The following is a 21,238-nucleotide window of genomic DNA, read 5'->3' as shown; positions in this document are numbered from 1 at the left end:
CCTCCCCCTGAAGGGAAGCATCACTGCACGAAGGTCAGCGACAGATTCTCGGCATTTTTCGGAATGTCGATCCGGCTTTCGTTGATCGACGCTTCCTCGCCGGGCTTCAGCCGCGTCTTGTCGGCCTTGGTGGTCCAGCTGAAGACCAGCCGGTTCTGCCGGTCGCGCAACTGCACCAGCACCGGCGGCACCGGCAGCGCCTGCGCGCCGCTGTTCACGATCCGCGCGCCGAAGGCGAAATATTCCTCGCCCGTGGGCAGCTTGCGTCTTTCTGCCGGCTTCGACAGGTAGAAGAGCAGGTCGGGATCGCCCTCCTCCGGCACGATGCCCAGGCCCACCATCCAGGCGGGCGGCCCGAAATAATGGAGCGCGCCGCCGGCCGCCGCGACGAGCAGGAAAAAGCCTGCGGCGGCATAGGTCCAAAGCTTCAGCACGTTGCGCCGGGGCTTGGCGGGGGCGGGTGGGGCGAAGCGGCTTTCCTCCACCGGATCGACCGGCGCGCCGGCGTAGATGTCGTCGAACCGATGGTCGGCCGGCTCGTCCGGTGGGGAAGCAGCCTCCTCCTGCGGTGCGGGCGCGGCAGCGGGCACAGGTGCACCGGTGTCGGCCATGGCGGGCGGTGGCGTTCCCGCTTCGCCCTGGAACATGGTGGATTGCGCCGCCGCCGGGGCATAGGCTGGCGGCGGCGGTTCGGGCGCTTGCGCCGGTGGAGCGACGGGCGGGGGAGCGGCCGGGGCTTCCTCCCGCACAACCAGCGCAGCGGGTTCCTGGAACCAGCTATGCTTGCACGCCGCGCAGCGGACCTGGCGGCCATCGGGACCTACGGCGCTGTCGGGTACGACATAGCGCGTCGCACAATTGGGGCACACCAGGATCATGTCGCTTCATAGGCATGGCAGGGACTCGCGCGCAAGCGGCAACAATCATGGCGCGACTCGCGCGATCGCGCGGCGCGGGCTTTACGGCGGCCTGCCGGCTGTGCCATGGCTGGGCTTCGGGGCAGCAGGGAGCGCGACAGCGCCAGATCTCAAGACATGACGGCCATCGTCCAGTTCGAAAATGTCGGTCTGCGCTATGGTCTGGACAGCGAGACGCTGTCCGATGTGAGTTTCTCCCTGGCCAGCGGCGGATTCTATTTCCTGACCGGCGCTTCGGGTGCGGGCAAGACGTCGCTGCTCAAATTGCTCTACCTTGCCCAGCGGCCCAGCCGTGGCGTCATCCGCCTGTTCGGTGAGGATGTGGTCACGCTTCCCCGGAAAAGACTGCCCGGCTTCCGCCGCCGCATCGGCGTGGTGTTCCAGGATTTCCGGCTGGTCCCGCATCTGTCCGCTTATGACAATATCGCGCTGCCGCTGCGCGTCGCGGGCATGGAGGAGAGCGAGATCGACGCCCCGGTGGCCGAGATGCTCAACTGGGTCGGCCTCGGCGATCGCGGGCAGGCGCGCCCGGCGACGCTGTCGGGCGGGGAGCAGCAGCGCGTCGCTATCGCCCGCGCGGTGATCGGCCGTCCGGAGATATTGGTGGCGGACGAACCGACGGGCAATGTCGATGCTGACATGGCCAGCCGCCTGATGACCCTGTTCGAAGCGCTCAACCGGCTGGGGACGACCATCGTCGTGGCTACCCACGACCTGCCGCTGATCGCCCAGGTCAAGGGCGCGCAGATGATGAAGCTGGACAAGGGCCGGCTCGCCGACCCCACCGGGATGCTGCGCTATCCGCCGCGGCCGCAGGACCGGCACTGATGGCGGGCCATGCCAACCGCAAGGCTGCGGCCGCCGCGCGCCATCGCCTGCTGCCGGGCGGCCGGGTTGCGGGACCGATGCCGTGGATCATCGCGATCATGATGTTCCTCACGGTGCTGGCTGCTGCTGCGGGACTGGGGCTGGGCGCCGCGGTTCGCGCGATGAGCGCGGACCTTGCGGGGCGCGCCAGCGTGCAGGTGGTCGAGGCCGACGCACTGGTGCGCGACCGGCTCTCGGCGCGCACGCTCCAGGCGCTCCGAAGCGCGCAGGATGTCCGGGCGGCCGATCCCGTCGACCCGGCGCGGCTGGCTGACCAACTCCGTCCCTGGCTGGGCGACGGGGTGAGCAGCGGCGACCTGCCGGTGCCGGCCTTGATCGACGTGACGCTGACGCCCGGCGAGGCGGATGCCAAAGTCGGTCGCCTGCGGACCCTGCTGGCGCGCCTGTCGCCGGGGCTGCGGATCGAACCCCATGCCGCCTTCCTGGCGCCGCTTGCGGGCCTGCTGGCGGCGCTGGGCTGGCTGGCGGTCGGGGTGGTGGCGCTCATGGCGCTGGCCACCGGGGCGGTCGTCGTGCTGGCGGCGCGCGGGGCGCATGACAGCCATCGCGGCACGATCGACGTTTTGCATCTCATGGGTTCGACAGACGTGCAGATCGCCCGCCTGTTCCAGCGGCGCATCGGGCTGGACGCCTTTCTCGGCAGCGCGCTGGGCTTCGCCTTTGCCGTGCTGGTCATCATCCTCATTGGCCTGCGCCTCTCGGCCGCGGGATCGGACCTTCTGGGCGCGGTGGAGATATCCCCAGGCGGCTGGGTCGTGCTCGCCATGCTGCCCGTCATGGGCGTCACGCTGGCGACGCTTACCGCGCGCTGGACGGTGCTGCGCGCGCTGGGGCGATCGCTGTGATCGTCCGCCTCGCCGCCGTAGCCCTGCTCGCCTGGATGCTGGGCTTCGCCTGGTTCGCCATCTTCCTGCCCCAGCCGCTCGACGGGCGGCAGACCGATGCCATCGTCGTGCTGACCGGCGGCGCGGGGCGGATCGACCGGGGCATTGCCCTGCTGGAGGATGGCGCGGCCAAGCGGATGCTGATTTCCGGCGTCGACCGCTCGGTCCGTCCGGTGGAGCTGGCGGCGCAATATCAGACGCCCGAACAGCTCTTCGCCTGCTGCATCACGCTGGGTCGCGAGGCGATCGACACCCGGTCCAATGCGATCGAGACCGCCCGCTGGCTGGAGCGGCGCGATTACAAGACCGTGCGGCTGATCACCACCGACTGGCATATGCGCCGATCCGCGCTGGAATTGCGCCAGGCGCTGCCCGGTCGCGTCAGCATCGTCTATGACGCGGTGCCCAGTCGCCCCAGCCTGACGGTGCTGCTGCGGGAATATAATAAATATCTGCTGCGGCGGGTGGCCGCGCTGATCGGCATCTGACAATCCATTCCCATGATAACGGCCATCCGCTCCCTCCTCTTCATGCTCGTCTTCTACAGCGGCAGCCTGGGCTTCGTCCTGTGGGCGCTGCTGTCGAGCTGGGTCGCGCCGGCGTCGGTGCAGGGCGTGGCCACCGGCTGGAGCCGCTTCCACCGCGCGAGCGCGCGCTGGCTGCTGGGGCAGAGGGTGGTGGTGCAGGGCGACCTGCCCCATGGACCCTATCTCTACATCCTCAAGCATGAGTCGATGTTCGAGACCATCGACCTGCTGTGCCTGTTCGATCGGCCGGCGATCGGGGCGAAGCGCGAATTGCTCGACATTCCGCTGTGGGGCGTCATCGCCCGCCGCTATGGCCTCATCCCGATCGAGCGCACTGCCGGGGCCAGCGCGCTACGCGCGCTGCGCGCCTCGGCCAGGGCGGCGGCGGCGGCGGGGCGGGCGGTCTGCCTCTTCCCCGAAGGCACCCGCGTGCCCCATGGCGAGTCCCCGCCGCTCAAATCCGGCTTTGCCGGTCTCTACAGCCTGCTCGGCCTGCCGGTGGTGCCGATCGCCGTGGACAGCGGCCGGGTGTCGCCACGCGGCCGCTTCCTGAAGCGCGCCGGCACCATCACCTACAAGGTGGGCGAGATCATCCCCACCGGCCTCGACCGCAAGGAGGCCGAAGCCAAGGTCCATGCGGCGATCAACGCGCTCAATCAGTGCGACCGGCCGAAATCGGGCTTGGCGTCGTCCTGACCCTGTTCGATGATCGACCGGCGGATCGCGCGGGTGCGGGTGAAGAGGTTGAACAGTGCGTCGCCGTCATTCCAGCGGATCGCTCGCTGCAAGGCCGACAGATCCTCCGAAAAGCGCTGGAGCATGTCCAGTACCGCATCCTTGTTTGCCAGGAACACGTCGCGCCACATGGTCGGGTCCGACGCGGCGATGCGGGTGAAGTCGCGGAAGCCGCCGGCGGAATATTTGATCACCTCGCTCTGGGTCACATCCTCCAGATCGCTGGCGGTGCCGACGATGGTATAGGCGATGAGGTGGGGCAGGTGGCTCGTCACCGCCAGCACCATGTCATGATGCGCCGGGTCCATCGTGTCGACATTGGCGCCCACGCGCCGCCACAGTTCGGCGACGCGTTCGACAGCGGCGGGATCGGCGCCCGCAGGCGGGGTGACGATGGACCAGCGGCCCTTGAACAGGGTCGCGAAGCCCGCCTCCGGCCCGCTATTTTCGGTGCCTGCCACCGGATGCGCCGGGATGACGGTGCGGCCGGGCAGTGCGGCGGTGAGCTGCGCCAGCACGTCCGCCTTGCACGAACCCACATCGCTGACGATGGCATCGGCCGGCAGATCGTCGGCGATCTCCGTTGCCGCGGCGCCCATGGCGCGGACGGGGACGCAGAGGATGACCAGATCGGCGTCGGTGACGGACGCGCCCGCCGTGTCGGTGATGTCGTCGCACAGGTCGATGCGCCGGGCGGTGTCGCGCACCGCCGGATCGGCATCATGGCCGGTGACGCGCACGGTCGGCATTTCGGCCCGGATCGCGCGGGCCAGCGAGGAGCCGATCAGGCCCAGGCCGATGATGGTGACGCGGGCGAAGGGCAGCATGGCGTCAGGCCGCCTCCGCCATGGCGCGCAGCTTGGCCGCGACGGCGCGGGTCTGCGCTTCGGTGCCGATGGTGATGCGCAGGCCATTGGGCAGCCCCTGCCCCGGCAGCCAGCGGGTGGCGAAGCCTTCGTCCCACAGCCCCTTCATCGCCGCTTCGGCGGTCAGCCTGCCGTCGAACAGGATGAGGAGGAAGTTGGTCCGGCTCGGCACCGCGCGCAGGCCGTGGTTGGAAAGGGAGGCGACCTCGCCCGCCAGCCATTCGCGCCACCGTGCATTATGCGCCCGGCTCTGTTCCACCCATGCCGTATCGCCGATCGCCGCGATCGCCGCCGCCTGGCCCGCCGTCGTCACGTTGAACGGCGCGCGGATGCGGTGGAGGATGTCGATGACATCCTGACTGGCATAGCCCCAGCCGATCCGTTCGGCGGCGAGGCCGTAGATTTTGGAGAAGGTGCGCGTGACCAGGACGTTGCTGGCGGTGCGGGCTAGGTCGAGGCCGCCATCATCCTCGTCCGCGTCGAGATATTCGGCATAGGCCTGGTCGAGGACGAAGAGGATGTCCGGGCGCAGCCCGGCGTGGAGCCGTGCGATCTCCGCACGGCTGGTCATGGTGCCGGTCGGATTGTTGGGGTTGGCGAGGAACACGACCTTGGTCTTTTCTGTCACGGCGGCGAGCAGCGCGTCGACGTCGGTCGCATAGTCGGCGTCGGGCGCCTCCACCGGGGTCGCGCCCACGCGCCGGGCGGCGATGTCATAGACGGAAAAGCCGTAGCGGACGTAAAGCACCTCGTCGCCCGGCCCGGCATAGGCGCTGGCGGCGATGTGGAGCAGCTCGTCCGAGCCGGTGCCATAGATGATCCGCGCGGGATCGAGGCCATGGGCCGCGCCGATCGCCTCCCGCAGCTTCGCCGCGCCCGGATCGGGATAGGTGGCAAGGTCGGCGGTGGCGGCGATCAGCGCCGCGCGCGCCGCCTGCCCGGTGCCGAGCGGATTTTCGTTGGCGCTGAGCTTGATGAGCGGGCGGCCGTCATCGGCCGCCGACTTGCCCGGCACATAGGCATGAATGCCGAGAATCCAGTCCTTGGGTGCGGGTTTTGCAGCGATCTGTGTCATGGCGGGGGGCTTTAGCGGCTTTGTAGGCAAAGGCAAAGCGGCGGGACGCGGTCGATGGTTCGGCCGGTGCTGGGCGATGGTGCCGACCGGCAGGGTCACGGCGTCGAAGTTCACACCGTCGTCGCGTGTCGCGACGCATAAGTGCGGATTTTTGCCAATGACGCGCCCCCGAAGCGCCCGCGACGCGCCCATTGGGTCACGCCGGCGCGTCATGTGGGTCACGGTCGTGCGCGCGCCACGCGTCGGTCGGGTTCCAACTGGGACAGGGACGTAAGGGCGCGGAAGCAGCGTGAACGGAGGCCGGCGCGAAGGAAGGGCGGTGTGATCCATCATGCAGGATAGATCAGGAAATTTCTGAATAGGACAGGGGGATCGGGCGGGAGCGATCGGAAGCGGGGGCGGGGCGGTTTGTGTGTCCGGAAGCGACCATTTTTTGCCGCTCATCACTGTCATCTGCATCGCTGACAGCGGCCATTGATCCAGATGGCAAGTCGAAGGCCGAATGATTAAATCTGGTGGAAAGCGGACATCGGCACCTAGCTGCGAAGCGGTGAGCGGACTGTAATAAGTGCTGTGAAGTCTGGGTCCTCAACGACGTCATCTTCGTCAGCCAATTGGTATATGCCGGGGTCGGCAGCCTCGACCGCGTCGAGAACTGGGGCGATGGTGAAATCCTCACCATTGTTTTGGCGGATCACTATTCCCGCACTCTCTTGGACAGATAGAACAGTTCCGAAAATCTGTTGTCGCCGAACGAGTTGCTCATCGTGATCGACAAACGTCAGACCAACTAGAAGTGTGCAACCGATGAGATCGTTAGCGAAATCGCTGTCCCAGACGTCGTCGTCCAAGTTCTCAAATTCTGTCATACCTTCCCATACCTGCATAGTAGAAGGTCAGCTAGTGGGCGATTGTTGCCGGACGATTTTTCTTCGCGCAGCGGCAGCTATCGCCGATTATCTCCCTGAAAGCCGACAGTCCCCTAACCACCCCTTTCCGTCATTCGCTGCAAAGGCGGGAACCCATCTCCAGACCTTGCGCCTAGTGTCTCGTTGAGGAGATGAATCCCCGCCTCCGCGGAATGACGGTATTGGGGAGGTTCGTCGGCGCTCTATACCACCGGCGTCAGCACTGGTTTACCTGCGAACCAGGCGTCGAGATTGGCCAGCACCAGGTCGGCCATCGCCTTGCGCGTGTGGACGGTCGCGCTGCCCTGATGGGGTTGGAGCACGACATGGTCCATGGTCAGCAGCGTTTCCGGCACATGGGGTTCGTGGGCGAACACGTCGAGGCCGGCGCCGGCGATGCGCCGGTCGGCCAGCGCGGCGACCAGCGCGTCCTCGTCGATCACGCTGCCCCGGCTGATGTTGACGATGACGCCCCGCGGTCCCAGCGCGTCCAGCATCGCCGTGTCGACCAGCTTCGCGGCTTCCGGCCCGCCCGAGGTGGCGACGATGATGACATCGCTTTGCCGGGCGAAATCGAGCGGGTCGGCGACATAGCGATACGGCGCATCCTGCGCCTGCCGCCGGTTGTGGTAGAGGATTTCGCCCGCCTGCCGCTCCAGCCGCTCCGCGATGGCGCGGCCGATGCGGCCGAGGCCCAATATGCCGATGCGCGATCCCGTCACCCGGCCCGACAGGGGCGGCTTTTCGCCACGCGCCCAGCCGCCCGAGCGCACCAGCGCGTCATTGGCAGCAATGTTGCGGACCGTGGCATAGAGCAGGCCGACGGCGAGATCGGCGACATCGTCGGTCAGCACGTCGGGCGTGTTGGTGACGCGGATGCCCTTCATGCGGGCATGATCGACATCGACCTTGTCATAGCCGACCGAGAAAAGGCCGATGATCTCCAGCCCTGGCAATGCGTCCATGATGTCGGCCGGCGCGCCGACCGATCCGAAGCTGACCAGCGCCCGCGCATCGCGCACGGCCGGCGGCAGGGCGGCCGGATCGGCGCCGGCCGCTACGGCATGAACGGTGAAGCGACGCTCCAGTTCATCGTCCAGATAGGGGTAGAGGGGGCCATAGGCGACGATCGGCGGGCGTTCAGCATGGGTCATGCCGCCCATCTAGGGACGATGCCGCTGATGCGCCAGATTGACAGAGCGGGACAGCGGTCCTAGCCCCGCTCCACCATGGCCAGCGTCCCCTTGAGCGAAGACAGCCGTTTCGGCCTGCGTCGGCAGGCCCGCCTGACCGGACCATTGCGCCTGTCGAGCGGCGCGAGCCTGGGTCCGGTCGACATCGCCTATGAAACCTATGGCGCGATGAATGCGGACAAGTCCAACGCCATCCTGATCTGCCATGCGCTGACCGGCGACCAATATGTGGCGTCCGACCATCCCGTCACCGGCAAGCCCGGATGGTGGTGGCGGCTGGTGGGCGAGGGCAGGCCGGTCGATCCGGCGCGCCATTTCATCGTCTGTTCGAACGTCATCGGCAGCTGCATGGGATCGTCCGGGCCGGCGAGCGTCGATCCTGTGACCGGCGAGCCGCACGCCATGCGCTTCCCGGTGCTGACCATCGCCGACATGGTGCGGGCGCAAGCCGCGCTGCTCGATCATCTGGGCGTCGATCGCCTCTCCGCCGTCATCGGCGGGTCGATGGGCGGGATGCAGGCGCTGACCTGGCCCACGCTCTTCCCCGAGCGGGTCGAAAGCTGTGTCGTCATCGCCTCCACGGCGCGGCACAGCGCGCAGAATATCGCCTTTCACGAGGTCGGGCGGCAGGCGATCATGGCCGATCCCAACTGGCGCGGTGGCGACTATTATGCCGACGGACAGGTGCCGAGCGCGGGCCTGGCGGTGGCGCGCATGGCGGCGCACATCACCTATCTGTCCGAAGCAGGGCTAACGGAGAAATTCGGGCGGCGCTTGCAGGGGCGGGATGCCAAGACCTTTGGCTTCGACGCGGATTTCCAGGTGGAAAGCTATCTGCGCCACCAGGGGCTGAGCTTCGTCGAGCGGTTCGACGCGAACTCCTATCTCTACATCACCCGCGCCATGGACTATTATGACATTGCCGAGGATCATGGCGGGTCGCTGGCGCGGGCCTTCTCCGCGAGCAAGGCGCGTTTCTGCCTGGTGAGCTTCGACACCGACTGGCTTTATCCCACGGCGGAATCGCGGATCATCGTCCATGCGCTGAACGCCAGCGGCGCGCAGGCCAGCTTCGTCGAACTGTCCAGCCCGTTCGGCCATGACGCCTTCCTGCTGGAATGTCCCGAACTCAACCGGGTGGTCGACGGATTCCTGCGGGGCGGGCGGGCATGAGCGAGACGCTAAGGCCGGACCTGGCCCTGATCGCGCGGACGGTGCGGCCGGGCGCGCGCGTGCTTGACGTGGGCTGTGGCGACGGCGCGCTGATGGCGGTGCTGCGCGACCGGGCGCAGGTCGACGCGCGCGGGCTGGAGATTGACGGGTCCAACGTCGCCGCCGCCGTGGGGCGCGGGCTGTCCGTGGTGCAGGGCGACGCGGACACCGACCTCATCTACTATCCCGACGCCAGTTTCGACTATGCGATATTGAGCCAGACGCTCCAGACGACGCGGCGGCCGGACAAGGTGGTGGAGGAATTGCTGCGCATCGGGGGGCAGGCATTCGTGTCCTTCCCCAATTTCGCGCATTGGCGGGGGCGGCTGTCGCTGATGTGGGGCGGGCGGATGCCGGTGACGCGGCTGCTGCCCGATACCTGGTATGACACGCTCAACATCCACCATGTGACGGTCGACGATTTCCGCGCGCTGGTGAAGGAGCGCGGCTGGCATATCGACGGGCAGTGGTTCCTGAAGGGCGACCGGGAAACCACCCACGCCAATGCGAACCTGTTTGCCGAACATGCGGTGTTCCTGCTGCGCCGGTGAGCGCGACGGATCAATAATCCTTCGAATAGCGCAGATTCGCCGACGACCCCGCATTGGTGCCGGTCTTCGACAGCAGACTGAGCGTCTTGGACAGGGCGATTTCCAGCTGGGTGGCGGTGAAGCCCTTGGAGTCGGTGATGACCTCCACATAGATATTGTTGGAGATATGCTGGCCGACCGCGAGGCTGGTGCCGCGCCCCGTCGCCTCGTCGCCGCCGACGATGCCGATCCGGTCGAGGCCCGACGCGCCTTGCAGTTTGCCCATCGGATTGAGGCCGCCGCTGCCGCCGCGCAGGCCGTTGAGGGCCGCCGCCAGCTGGATCGCCTGGGTCGCAGACAGGTTGGCGACATTGTCGCCGAACAGGATGCGGGCGAGGATTTCGTCCTGCGGCAGGGTGGGCGTGGAGATGAAGCTGATGTCGGGCTGCTGCGCGCTGCCGGCGACCTGGATTCCCGCCGTAACCGTGTCGATCCGGGTTTCCGCCTTGATCGCCAGCGTGGGGTTCATCATCGGCCCGTTGAAGCTGATGACGCCCTGCGACAGGTCGAACTGGTGGCCCGAGAAGCTGTAGCGGCCGCGGATCACCTCGATCTTGCCGACCACACGTGGGGCTGCGGTGGTGCCGGTGACTCGCATGTTGGTCTTCCATTCGGAATCGAGGCCCATGCCGGTCACGTAGATTTCATTGTCGGCGCGCACGCGAATGTCGAGCTTCCAGTCGGCGGGCCTGGCGGCGGCCTGCCGCGCGGCGAGTCGCTGGTCGAGCGCGTCGCCGCCCGCGCCCTTGCGGCGGACGCCGGTCAGCTGGCGGATTTCGGTGCCACCCTGCCAGGCGACGCGATAGCGGGTTTCCGGCAGCGACAGGTCGCCCCGGATGAGGCCGCCACTTGCGGCGCTGTTGGTGATGTTGAGCGTGCCGCTGACCACGCTGGTGATCGCCTCGCTGCGGGCGAGGCGGGCGCGGTCGAGCTTCACGGCGATGTCCATCGGGAAGCCGCTGTCCGCCGCCAGCCCGACATTGCCCGAGGCCTGCACCGTGCCGTCCCCGGCGCGGCCGGAGAAGTCGCGGATTTCCAGATGATCGTTGGTGAAGCGGCCATCCAGCTTCATCCGCGTCAGGCGGGTGCCGAACGTTTCATTTTCATAGGTGAGGGCATTGGCGCGGACCACGCCGTTGAGGCGCGGATCGCTCAACCGCCCGCTGAAGTCGGCGGCGACGGCGAGCCCGCCCGTCAGCTGCTGGTCGGCGAGGCCGGCGAAGGAGAAGAGCACGTCGGCCGGCCCGGCATAGCGGATGCCGCCGCCGAGCGGGGCGTTCTGCAACTGCCCGGCCCAGGTCGCGCCCGCGCCCGGAGGGGCCAGCGTGGCGACGAACCGGCCGAGCATCGTGTCGCCCTCGCGGATCAGGCCGCGCAGGTCGCCGCCCGCCGGGGACAGCTTGCCCTCGACGCTCATCGACACCGGGTCGGACACGGCGGTCAGGCTGGATCGGCGGAAGTCGCGGATCGCGAGGCGCGTGGTCGCGGTCGGGAAGGCGTTGCCGGTCTGTCGATAGTCGAGCGTGCCGGTCGCGCGCCCGCCGATGCCGAGGCCCGGCGCGGCGATGTTGGCGATGGCGAGGTCGAAATCCTTGAACCGCGCCTGCGCGCTGGTCGTGTCGCCGAAGCGGCCGGCGAGATCGACCTTGCCCTGCGGCAGCACGAGGGTTGCGGGGTCGAGGCGGTAGCCGGCCTGTTCGACGCGGATGATGGCGGGCTGGGCCAGTTTGAAGTCGATATTGGCGGCCTTACCCTGCAACGCCACGGCATAGAGGGTCGGACGCAGCGCGGCATTGGCGGCGATCGAGAAGGGCACGCCGCTGGAGCCGTCGGCGACCAGCTGGGCGCGGCCACGCCCGCCCTGATAGTCGACCCGCGCCCGCGCCTTTCGCACCACATAGGCGCCATAGGCGGCGTTGGCGATCTGGGCATCGGCCCTGATCTGCGGCTGATCGGTCAGCAGCATGGAGGCGTTCACGATCGCGCGGCCGATGACGATATCGGCCGCACCCGGCAGCTTCGCGTTGCTGGCGGTGGCGTTGACGTCCACGCCCTGCACCTTGCCCACCGCCGCCAGCCGGACCGCCCCGGTGATGCCGGAGCCGTTCATCGCCAGCTGCCCGGTATAGGGACCGGCGGCGCTCTGCTGGATGCGGCCGTTCATGTCGACCCCGGCGAAGCGCGCCTTCGTCACGTCGATGGTCAGCGGCCCTCTTGCGGTGCGGATCAGCAGATTGGCGAAGAAGGGACCATAGGGCGATCCGCCGGTCGCTTCGAGCCGGTAGCCCGCCGCCTCGCCGTTCAGCTTTGCGACCACGTCGGTCAGCTGCACGCCGACATTGGGCCGCGCCGCGCGCAACACCGCTTGCGGCCGCTCCATCGTGCCGCGCACGGTGAGCGCCAGCGGGCCATATTGGCGGGAGGACGCCGTGGCGTCGAAGGCGACCTGCCCGTCCGTGTCATAGCTGCCCGAGCCGCTGTGAATGGTGAAGTTGGGCGCGGCGCCCTTGAGGCTGGCGAGCGTGAACTTGCCTTCCGGCGTCATCCCGATGCGGCCGGACATGACCGCATTGCCGCCGAGGAAATCGCGGACCGAGGCATTGTCCCAACGCGCCGTTCGCACGCCAAAGCGCCCGCCAAGGCCGAATCCGCCCTTGGGTCCGGGGATCAGTTCGACGTCGGTGTTGAGGTTGACGATGCCTACGCCGTCGATCCGGTAGTCGTTGACCCGCCCTTTCAGCGCGCCGCGATAGAGGGCGTTGTCGATGTCGGCCAGGACGATGGCGGTGGCGTCGATCTTGTCGCTGTCGATCTTCAGATTGTCGCTGATGAGCTTGCCCGCCGCATAGGCGAAGTCGCCCTTCACGCGGAGATTGCGGAGCAGGCCGCCCGCCGCCGCATTGAGGCCCGTCACGCGGGTCGCGGTGGCGTTCACCGGGATGCGGATGCGGTCCGCGTCGATCACCGCCCGGCCGCTGGCTTTCAGATTTTCGATGCCGGTCGCGTCGAAGGCGATGCTTTTCGCGCTGATGTCATAATCGATGAAGGGCGTCGCCATTGGGCCGTCGAGGATGACGGAGGCGCGCACGTCATTGCCCTTCACCTTCTCCATGATCGCGCCGGGCGTCAGCAGCGCGGCGTTGATCTTCAAGGCGCTGAACTGACTCTTGCCAAGGTCGATCAGCCCCTGCGCGTCGGCGGCCATGGCGGGCGAACGCAGCGTGCCTTTCAGGTTCACGCGCCGCTCGTTGAGACCGGCGAACAGGTCGACGTCCAGTTGCGGCGCGGTCAGGCGGTCGACCGTGCCGGCAAGGACAAGACCGGGGCGGACCGGGCCTTTCGCCGTGAAATTGCCGTCGCGCGCGGCGAGCGCGATGTTCGCCAGCTCACCCCTGGGCGATGTCGCGACGATGCGGCCATCCCACGCCTGCCAGCTGCCCTTGCCGTCCAGCGTGGCGCTGAACCCGTCGGTCAGGCCCGACATGGCGGCGATCACCCCGCCCTTGGGCGCGGTCAAGGTGCCGCTCATGGCCAGGCGATTCTGCGCGGGCACCGCGTCCAGCCGGGCTTGCAACCGGTCGCCGCTGTCGACCACGGCGTCGGCGGACAGGATGGCGCGGCCGTCCGAAATATGGGTGACGCCGTCGATCGCGATGGCGCGCTTCTGGCCGATCACGGGCTTTGCAAGGACGAACTTGCCGATCTTCATGCGGTCGACGTCGATGTCGAGGTCCGGCAGGATCGGCGCGTTGGGATCGCTCTCCACCACATTGAACTGCGGACTACGCGCCAGCACGACCAGCGGCGTTTCCAGCAGGCTGACCGAGATGTGGTTGTTGACGTAGCGGAAGGGCCGCCAGACGACATGCACCTGCGGGCTGACCGCGAACACGCCCTTGGGGTCGCGCAGCACGAGGTCGTGGATCACCATGTCGCTGTAGATCGACCCGTCGATCCGGCCGACCTCGATGTTCATCCCCGATTCGAGCTGGAGCGCCGCGATCTGGCGGATCAGGAAACGCTTGCCGGGCTGGGTGTCGAGGCCGAACAGCAGGCCCGCCACCAGCACCACAAGCGATACGACCAGTCCCACGGCGCCCAACGCGATCTTCTGCCACAGCGGGCGCTTCTCGCGGATCACCACGGTGTCGGAAGCGGGGGGAGGGGTGTCGTCCTGCGCCATCAGAAGGCCTGTCCGATGCCGATATAGAGCGCGAATTTGGATTCGCCCGGTTGCCGGTTGATCGGCATGGCGATGTCGGCGCGGAAGGGTCCGAAATTGGTGTAGAAGCGGCCGCCCAGCCCGACGCCATAGCGCATGTCGGAAAATTGCGGGATCTGGCTTTCATAGACCTGCCCCGCATCGACGAAGGCGACGACGCCATAATTGCCGAAGCGATAGCGGCCCTCGACCGCGAATTCATTGACCGACCGGCCGCCGATCGGGTCGGCGTTGACATCCTTAGGCCCCAGTTCCTGATAGCCGAACCCGCGCACCGATCCGCCGCCGCCGGCATAGATGCGCCGCGACGGGGCGACATCGTCGCGGTCCACGCCGTTGATCGTGCCGAGCCGCGTGCGCGCCGCGATCACCAGGCTGTCGGACACGGGATAATAGCCGCTGAGGTCGAAGGTGCTGCGCACATAGGGCGAGAAATTGCCCTGCAACGATCCTTCCGGCGATACGCGCAGGCTGGCGCGGAAGCCGCTGGTGGGGTTGAGCAGGTCGTTGGAGCGGTCATAGCCCACCTGCACCGGCAGTGCGCCGATGAAATAGGTCCGCCGCGTTTTGTCCGCCGTCAGCAGATCGGTCACGACCTGTTCGTTGGTCAGCAATATTTCCGCGCCATAGCTGTAGGTCCAGCGTTTCTGGAAGATCGGCGTCGACTGGCGCGACCAGCCGATGTTGAGGCCTGCTGTATAGGCTTCATAGGCGTCGTAATTCTGGTGGTTGAGCGTGATGCCGGTCTGGAATGTCTTGTCGCGCTTGCCCGCGTTGGAGCGGCGGAAGGTCGCCGACGCGCCCTGCTCCTGCGTGCCCGCGACCGCGCCCAGGATCAGCGCGCCTTCGGGCGGGAACAGATTGCGATGGGTCCATGTCCCTTCGGCGCGGAAGCCCTGGCCGGTGCCATAGCCTGCTTCGCCCGCAAGGGTGCGGGGCGGCCCGGCCTCCTGCTCGACATGGAGGTCGACATATTCGGTGCCGTCCGGCGCGGCTTCGTTGGTGCGGACCGGATCGACCGCGACGCTGGCGAACAGGCCGGTCGCGACCAGCGCCTTGCGCAGATCATCGACCTTGCGGCTGTCATAGAGGTCGCCGGGCCGGTAGCGGCGGATCACCTCCATATGGTCGGCGCCGAACGCCTGTTTCGCGCCGCTGGTGGTGATCCGGCGGAAGCTGCCGCGCGGGCCGACCTCCACCGGGAGCGTATAGGCGCCGGTCACCGTCGCGGGATCGAGCAATATGTCGCGCTGGCCCACTGTCGCGAAGGGATAGCCATTTTCGGGCAGTTTAAGCGCGACATTGGCTTCCGCGCCCTCGACATTGGCGGCGATGATGGGGTCGCCGGTCTGGAGCGGCAGGCTGTCGCGCACCAGCGTCGGCGGGACGGTGGGGGTTGCGGTGACGACGATGTCGCCGATCCGGTAGCGCTGGCCCGGCGTGACGGAGATCACCGCCTTGAGCGTGCCGTCGCCCGTCTGGTCGAGGCTGGCGAGCGCGGTCGCGTCATAATAGCCTTCCGACTGGAGCAGGCGCACCGCCAGCTTCTCGTCCTCTTGCGCCCGCGCCTGGACCATGGCGGCGGTGTCGGCCTTGCCATCGCCGTCGATCAGCGCGGATTCGGCGCGAAACTCGTCGCCCAGCCCGGTCTTGCCGAAGCCCTCGATGCTGGTCGCGTAGCGGATGTCGGGCAATTTGGCGGCGGGATCGTCATTCGCCGCCGCATTGGCCGGCACGGTGACGCTGTCGAGCGGCGGCAGCGGCTGGGCCAGTTCCCGTTCCTCGGCCGGCTCGGTCGCCGGAGGCAGGTCAGCGGGCGCGGTCGAGGCCTGCGGCATCTGCTGGTCGATCCAGCTATCGATCGAGGGCAGCGGGGCGTTCGGGTCGGCGCCTTCGACGCCGGGCAGGCGCGCCTCGAACTGGTCGTCGGGCAGGATCGGCTCTTCGGGTTCGGATTGGGCCGGCGGGGATGGGGCGGGCGGTGTCTGCGCGACCAGCGGCAGGGGCGAGCCCGTCAGGAGGATCAGGCTCAACATGCGCCGGACATGATGTGCCTGCCGTCTGCTCATATGGTTGCGAAGCCCCTTTCGCCGCCAGCCATATAGAAGGCTCGCAAACTGGCAATACGCTCAAGGGGTTGCGGCGGTTCCCGCCGGAAGGGGATTTGCCGCGGCGGGCGGATGCTTCCCTCCGCGCGCGCCAGCGTCTAGAGCCGGTGCATGACATTTGCGCTCAATATCTCGCGATCCATTTCGGGCCAGCCCTGGCGCTGGCGGGGCGCCGGCGCCGACGCGCGCGACCCAGCCTATCTGCCCGACGATCTGGTGACGCAATTGCTGCTGGCGCGCGGCTGCCCGCGCGACGCGGTGGAAGCGCATCGCAACCCCACCATTCGCCAGTTCATGCCTGATCCCAGCCTGTTCCGGGATATGGACGCGGCGGCCGAGCGACTAGCCGACGCGGTGCAGCGCGGCGAGGATGTCCGCATCTTCGGCGATTATGACGTCGACGGCGCGACCAGCGCGGCGTTGCTGATCCGGTTGCTGCGCGACCTGGGCCTGGCGGCGAAGCCCTATATCCCCGACCGCCTGATGGAAGGCTATGGCCCGTCTGGCGAGGCGCTGGTGCGGCTGGCGGGCGAGGGCGCAACCCTGATCGTCACCGTCGATTGCGGGGCGCAGGCGTTCGAGGCGCTGAGCATGGCGCGGGCGACCGGCGTCGACGTGGTGGTGGTCGACCATCATAAATGCGCGACCCAACTGCCCGAAGCCTTTGCGCTGGTGAACCCCAACCGGCTGGACGAGCATCCCGACGCGGCCGTCCACGGCCATCTGGCGGCGGTCGGCGTCGCCTTTCTGCTGGGCGCCAGGCTGCTCAAGCTGCTGGATGCCAGGGGCTGGTTCGCCAGCCGGGGCAAGCCGAACATCCTGGACCTGCTCGACATCGTCGCGCTGGGCACCGTGGCGGATGTCGCGCAGCTGCGCGGCCTCAACCGCGCCTTCGTGGCGCAGGGGCTGAAGGTGATGGCGAAGCGGCGCAACATCGGGCTGGCGGCGCTGATCGACGCCAGCCGCCTCACCCGCGCGCCGCTGTGCCATGATCTGGGTTTCGCGCTTGGCCCGCGCATCAATGCGGGCGGGCGCGTGGGTCAGGCGGACCTGGGCGTGCGGCTGCTGACGACGGAAGACCCGGCCGAAGCCGCGCGCATCGCGGCGCAGCTCGACCAGTATAATGAGGAGCGCCGAGCGATCGAATCGACGGTGCAGGAACAGGCCGAGGCGTTGCTCGCCGCCCAGGGCAACCGCGCCGTGGCGGTGATCTCCGGCCAGGGCTGGCACCCCGGCGTGATCGGCATCGTCGCTGGCCGCATCAAGGAAAAGGCGGGCCGGCCCGCCATCGTCATCGCGCTCGACGAAGCGGGCGTGGGCAAGGGATCGGGCCGCTCCATTTCGGGCGTGGACCTGGGCGCGGCGGTGCTGGCGGCCAAGGACAGCGGCCTGCTGGTTGCCGGCGGCGGCCACGCCATGGCGGCCGGGCTGACGGTGGCGGCGGACCGGATCGACGCGCTGGCCGACTATCTGGATGATCGCCTGTCCGCCGCCGTCGCCAGGGCGCGCGACGACCGGGCGCTGCTGATCGACGCGGTGCTGGCGCCGGCGGGGGTCAATCCCGACTTCGTCGCCGCGATCGAACAGGGCGGGCCCTATGGCGCCGGCTGGCCCGCGCCGCTGATCGCCGCCGGGCCTATGCGCGTGATCAAGGCCGATGTCGTGGGCAATGGCCACCTGCGCGCGATCATGAGCGGAGAGGATGGCCGTTCGATCAAGACCATCGCCTTCCGCCAGGCCGAAACCGACCTGGGCCAGGCGATATTGGGGGCGCCGCGCGACCGGCGGCTCTGGGTCGCGGGCAAGGCCAAGATCGACGACTGGGGCAACCGCCCCGCCGCCGAGCTGCATCTGGAGGACGCCGCCTGGGCCGATTGAGCGGGATTGTCATTTTCTTGTCTTTAGGGGGTTGACCCTTTTGCCGTCGCCGCCTAATTGCGCCCTCGCTTCGCAGCGCTGCCCAACGGCGGCGCCGACGAACGGCCCCTTCGTCTAGCGGTTAGGACGCGGCCCTTTCACGGCTGAAACACGGGTTCGATTCCCGTAGGGGTCACCACCTTCGTCTCCAATGGCGAAGTGCGTGGCAGTCAAGATCCTCCGATATCTACAGATCCGACGCAATGCGCTGCCGCGCGGGCGGGCGAGCGTCGATTGTTCCAGCGGGTGCGCGGCGCTTTCACCCGCACGCGTCGGCGATCCGTCGGCCTGCGTGCCGACTATATGCAAATACTATGGAGATCGCCCTGGCTCCATCTCGATACTTAATGGCGGTCGGCAATATCTGAATGGCCTCACGAATCGCGCCCGGACCCTCGCGGCGCGTCTGTTGGGGGATATTTGCATGATACGCCTACCGGCCTTCGCGGCCGTCCTTCTTCTTTCCGCCTATGCCCCTCTGGCCTTCGCGCAGGATGATCCCGGCCCGTCCGACGTCACCGTCAGCGGATCGGTGGCGCTGGCGTCGGATTATCGCTTCCGCGGCATTTCCCAGACCGACAAGGCGATGGCGGTGCAGGGCGGGCTGACCGTCGCGCATCGCAGCGGGCTTTATGCCGGCGCATGGGCCTCCAACTTGGCGGGCTGGGGCACGTTCGGCGGGGCGAACATGGAACTGGACCTGATCGCGGGCTACAAGCTGCCGCTGGCGGACGGCGCGGCGATCGACGTCGGCCTGACCTGGTACATGTATCCGTCGGGTGCCGACAAGACCGACTTCGCCGAACCCTATGTCAAGCTCAGCGGCACCGCCGGTCCTGCGACGCTGACGGCGGGCGTCGCCTATGCGCCCCGGCAACAGGCGCTGGGCCGCTGGTATGCGACCGGCGCGGACGCCGCTTCGGGCGTCTATACCGATCCGGGCGCGAAGGACGACAATCTCTATCTGTGGGGCGACGCGGCGATGGCGATCGCCGGCACCCCCTTCACCGCTAAGGCGCATGTCGGCCAGAGCGACGGCAATCGTGGGCTTGGCCCCAATGCGACCAGCGTGGCGCCGACCGGCAGCTACTGGGACTGGTCGCTGGGCATGGACGCGACCTGGCGCAACCTGACGCTGGGCCTGTCCTATGTCGACACCGACATCGGCCGCAGCGAGGCCGCCTATCTGCAACCCAGTTTCAGCAAGGGCCAGGACGGCGCCGGCTCGATCGCCGACCCCACGCTGGTCGTGGCGCTGACCGCTTCATTCTAGGGAGACGCATATGCAGGATCTGCTCTGGATCGGGGTCATGGCCGGGCTGCTGGCGGCGACGCTGGCCTATGCCCGTCTGTGCGATGGCGCATGAGGTGCGGCCATGACGATTGACCTCTGGCTCGCGGCGCTGACCGCGCTTGGCCTCCTCCTCTACCTGGTGGCGGTGCTGATCCGCCCCGAGCGCTTCTAGAAAGGAGCCCGGACCGATGACCATCCAGGGCTGGATTCTCATCCTTCTCTTCGTCGGCTTGTTGCTGGCCGTGACGAAGCCCGTCGGCGCATGGCTGTTCGCGCTGTATGAAGGGCGGCGCACGCCGCTGCACGCCGTGCTGGGGCCGGTCGAGCGCGGTTTCTACCGCCTCGCCGGCATCGACCCGGACGAGGAACAGAGCTGGCGTCGCTATGCGGTGCACATGCTGCTGTTCAACTTCGTCCTGACGCTCTTCACCTATGCGGTGCTGCGGCTTCAGGGCCTGCTGCCGCTCAATGGCCTGGGCTATGGCGGCGTGGGCGCCGACGGCGCGTTCAATACCGCCATCAGCTTCACCACCAACACCAACTGGCAATGGTATTCGGGCGAGGCGGCGCTGTCGAACCTCAGCCAGATGCTGGGCCTGACCATCCAAAACTTCCTGTCGGCTGCGACGGGCATCGCGCTCGCCTTCGCCTTCTTCCGGGGCTTTGCGCGGCGGGAAGCGAAGACGATCGGCAATTTCTGGGCCGACGTGACCCGCGTGACGCTCTATCTGCTGCTGCCGATCTCCATCGTCTATGGCGTCTACCTGATCGCGTCGGGCGTGCCGCAGACGCTGGCCGCCTCGGTCGACCTGACCACGCTGGAAGGCGCGAAGCAGACGCTGGAGCTCGGTCCGGTCGCGAGCCAGGAAGCGATCAAGATGCTGGGCACCAATGGCGGCGGCTTCTTCAACGCCAACAGCGCCCATCCGTTCGAAAATCCGACCGCCCTGACCAACCTGGTGCAGATGCTGTCGATCTTCGTCATCGGCTTCGGCCTGACCTGGTGTTTCGGCAAGGCGGTCGGCAACACGCGGCAAGGCTGGGCGATCCTGTCGGCCATGCTGGTCCTGTTCCTGGCGGGCGTGACCGTCACCTACTGGCAGGAAGCGGCGGGCAACCCGATCCTGCACAGTCTGGGCGTGCCCGGCGGCAATATGGAGGGCAAGGAAGTCCGCTTCGGCATCGCCGCATCCGCCCTTTTCGCCGTCGTCACGACCGCCGCCTCCTGCGGCGCGGTCAACGCCATGCATGACAGCTTCACCGCGCTGGGCGGCATGATCCCGCTGTTCAACATCCAGCTGGGCGAAGTCGTGGTCGGCGGCGTCGGCGCGGGCATATACGGCTTCCTGCTGTTCGCCATCCTCGCCGTGTTCGTCGCGGGGCTGATGGTCGGGCGCACGCCCGAATATGTCGGCAAGAAGATCGAGGCGCGCGAGGTCAAGCTGGCGGTGCTGGCGATCGCGGTGCTGCCGCTCTGCATCCTTGGCTTCACCGCCATCGCCGCAGTGCTGCCCGCCGGTCTCGCCGGTCCGCTCAACAAGGGACCGCACGGCTTTTCGGAGATACTCTACGCCTTCACATCGGCCACCGGCAACAACGGCTCCGCCTTCGCCGGGCTGACCGCAGGCACGCCCTTCTACAACAGCCTGCTGGGGATCGCGATGTGGCTGGGCCGCTTCTTCGTGATCGTACCGATGCTGGCGATCGCCGGCAGCCTGGCGGCCAAGAAGCATGTGCCCGAAAGCGCCGGCTCCTTCCCGACCACGGGTCCGCTGTGGATCGGGCTGCTGGTGGGCATCGTGCTCATTGTCGGCGGCCTCACTTTCCTGCCGAGCCTCGCGCTCGGTCCCATCGCCGATCATCTTGCGATGATCCATGGCCAACTTTCCTGAGAAGGGGCGC

At 67.8% G+C, this 21,238-nt stretch carries 17 protein-coding genes and 1 tRNA gene; 11 read left to right on the top strand and 7 right to left on the bottom strand.

All coding sequences use genetic code 11. The annotated features are described in order from the left end of the window. Positions 1-20: 20 nt before the first annotated feature. Positions 21-878 (bottom strand): zinc-ribbon domain-containing protein, encoded by an 858-nt coding sequence (locus K3M67_RS13365; RefSeq protein ID WP_066860867.1) that lies wholly within the window; start codon positions 876-878, stop codon positions 21-23. Positions 879-1,034: 156 nt separating this feature from the next. Between K3M67_RS13365 and ftsE the strand changes: the two genes are divergently transcribed. From ftsE to K3M67_RS13345, 4 genes are read left to right on the top strand one after another with little or no spacing between them, the layout of a single operon-like run. Beyond that, complete coding sequence (gene ftsE / locus K3M67_RS13360; RefSeq protein ID WP_066860870.1) at positions 1,035-1,745, top strand: cell division ATP-binding protein FtsE; 711 nt, start codon at positions 1,035-1,037, stop codon at positions 1,743-1,745. Beyond that, the gene (locus tag K3M67_RS13355; RefSeq protein ID WP_285831691.1) at positions 1,745-2,650 is read left to right on the top strand and encodes a cell division protein FtsX; all 906 of its coding nucleotides are present in this window, start codon (positions 1,745-1,747) and stop codon (positions 2,648-2,650) included. Before ftsE ends, K3M67_RS13355 begins: the two co-directional genes overlap by 1 nt. Beyond that, positions 2,647-3,177, top strand: a complete 531-nt coding sequence (locus K3M67_RS13350) for a YdcF family protein (protein ID WP_285831690.1) — start codon at positions 2,647-2,649, stop codon at positions 3,175-3,177. The genes K3M67_RS13355 and K3M67_RS13350 overlap by 4 nt, the downstream gene beginning before the upstream one ends. Before the next feature lie 12 nt (positions 3,178-3,189). Next, the gene (locus tag K3M67_RS13345; protein ID WP_066860879.1) at positions 3,190-3,912 is read left to right on the top strand and encodes a lysophospholipid acyltransferase family protein; all 723 of its coding nucleotides are present in this window, start codon (positions 3,190-3,192) and stop codon (positions 3,910-3,912) included. On the opposite strand, the gene K3M67_RS13340 is transcribed toward K3M67_RS13345, so the two are convergent. The 4 genes from K3M67_RS13340 to K3M67_RS13325 all read right to left on the bottom strand — a co-directional run bounded on the left by K3M67_RS13340 (position 3,873) and on the right by K3M67_RS13325 (position 7,963). Continuing rightward, positions 3,873-4,778, bottom strand: coding sequence for a prephenate/arogenate dehydrogenase family protein (locus tag K3M67_RS13340; RefSeq protein WP_285831689.1), 906 nt, complete (start codon positions 4,776-4,778; stop codon positions 3,873-3,875). The two genes, K3M67_RS13345 and K3M67_RS13340, sit on opposite strands and share 40 nt — an antisense overlap. A gap of 4 nt (positions 4,779-4,782) precedes the next feature. Continuing rightward, entirely contained in the window at positions 4,783-5,892 is a 1,110-nt protein-coding gene (hisC, locus tag K3M67_RS13335) for a histidinol-phosphate transaminase (RefSeq protein WP_285831688.1), read from the bottom strand. A 536-nt stretch (positions 5,893-6,428) separates the two neighbouring features. Then, entirely contained in the window at positions 6,429-6,743 is a 315-nt protein-coding gene (locus K3M67_RS13330) for a hypothetical protein (RefSeq protein ID WP_285831687.1), read from the bottom strand. A gap of 260 nt (positions 6,744-7,003) precedes the next feature. Beyond that, entirely contained in the window at positions 7,004-7,963 is a 960-nt protein-coding gene (locus K3M67_RS13325) for a 2-hydroxyacid dehydrogenase (protein WP_285831686.1), read from the bottom strand. A 66-nt stretch (positions 7,964-8,029) separates the two neighbouring features. Here K3M67_RS13325 and metX point away from each other — a divergent pair, with 66 nt between their 5' ends. Beyond that, positions 8,030-9,166 carry a homoserine O-acetyltransferase MetX gene (metX, locus tag K3M67_RS13320; protein ID WP_285831685.1) on the top strand — a complete coding sequence of 379 codons (1,137 nt, stop codon included), beginning with the start codon at positions 8,030-8,032 and terminating at the stop codon, positions 9,164-9,166. Continuing rightward, positions 9,163-9,756: a methionine biosynthesis protein MetW gene (gene metW / locus K3M67_RS13315; protein WP_066860899.1), complete on the top strand. Its 594-nt coding sequence runs from the start codon at positions 9,163-9,165 to the stop codon at positions 9,754-9,756. Before metX ends, metW begins: the two co-directional genes overlap by 4 nt. 10 nt (positions 9,757-9,766) lie before the next feature. On the opposite strand, the gene K3M67_RS13310 is transcribed toward metW, so the two are convergent. Both K3M67_RS13310 and K3M67_RS13305 read right to left on the bottom strand, forming a co-directional pair. Further along, on the bottom strand, positions 9,767-13,978 hold the full coding sequence (locus tag K3M67_RS13310; protein ID WP_285831684.1) for a translocation/assembly module TamB domain-containing protein: 4,212 nt from the start codon (positions 13,976-13,978) through the stop codon (positions 9,767-9,769). Beyond that, positions 13,978-16,086: an autotransporter assembly complex protein TamA gene (locus tag K3M67_RS13305; protein ID WP_285831683.1), complete on the bottom strand. Its 2,109-nt coding sequence runs from the start codon at positions 16,084-16,086 to the stop codon at positions 13,978-13,980. The genes K3M67_RS13310 and K3M67_RS13305 overlap by 1 nt, the downstream gene beginning before the upstream one ends. 150 nt (positions 16,087-16,236) lie before the next feature. Here K3M67_RS13305 and recJ point away from each other — a divergent pair, with 150 nt between their 5' ends. The 5 genes from recJ (at position 16,237) to kdpA (ending at position 21,228) form a co-directional block, all read left to right on the top strand. Beyond that, entirely contained in the window at positions 16,237-18,003 is a 1,767-nt protein-coding gene (gene recJ, locus K3M67_RS13300) for a single-stranded-DNA-specific exonuclease RecJ (protein WP_285831682.1), read from the top strand. Between the two features lie 103 nt (positions 18,004-18,106). Continuing rightward, positions 18,107-18,181: transfer RNA gene (locus tag K3M67_RS13295), tRNA-Glu, on the top strand. A gap of 285 nt (positions 18,182-18,466) precedes the next feature. Further along, entirely contained in the window at positions 18,467-19,315 is an 849-nt protein-coding gene (locus tag K3M67_RS13290) for a TorF family putative porin (protein WP_285831681.1), read from the top strand. 103 nt (positions 19,316-19,418) lie between these two features. After that, positions 19,419-19,508, top strand: a complete 90-nt coding sequence (gene kdpF, locus K3M67_RS13285) for a K(+)-transporting ATPase subunit F (protein WP_066860912.1) — start codon at positions 19,419-19,421, stop codon at positions 19,506-19,508. 16 nt (positions 19,509-19,524) lie between these two features. After that, entirely contained in the window at positions 19,525-21,228 is a 1,704-nt protein-coding gene (gene kdpA / locus K3M67_RS13280) for a potassium-transporting ATPase subunit KdpA (RefSeq protein WP_285831680.1), read from the top strand. Positions 21,229-21,238 lie beyond the last annotated feature (10 nt).

Origin of the sequence: Sphingobium sp. V4, from assembly GCF_029590555.1 — a bacterium.
In the GTDB taxonomy this organism is placed as follows: domain Bacteria; phylum Pseudomonadota; class Alphaproteobacteria; order Sphingomonadales; family Sphingomonadaceae; genus Sphingobium.
Note: the sequence above shows the minus strand (reverse complement) of the source record. Positions and strands in the feature narration are given on the sequence as shown.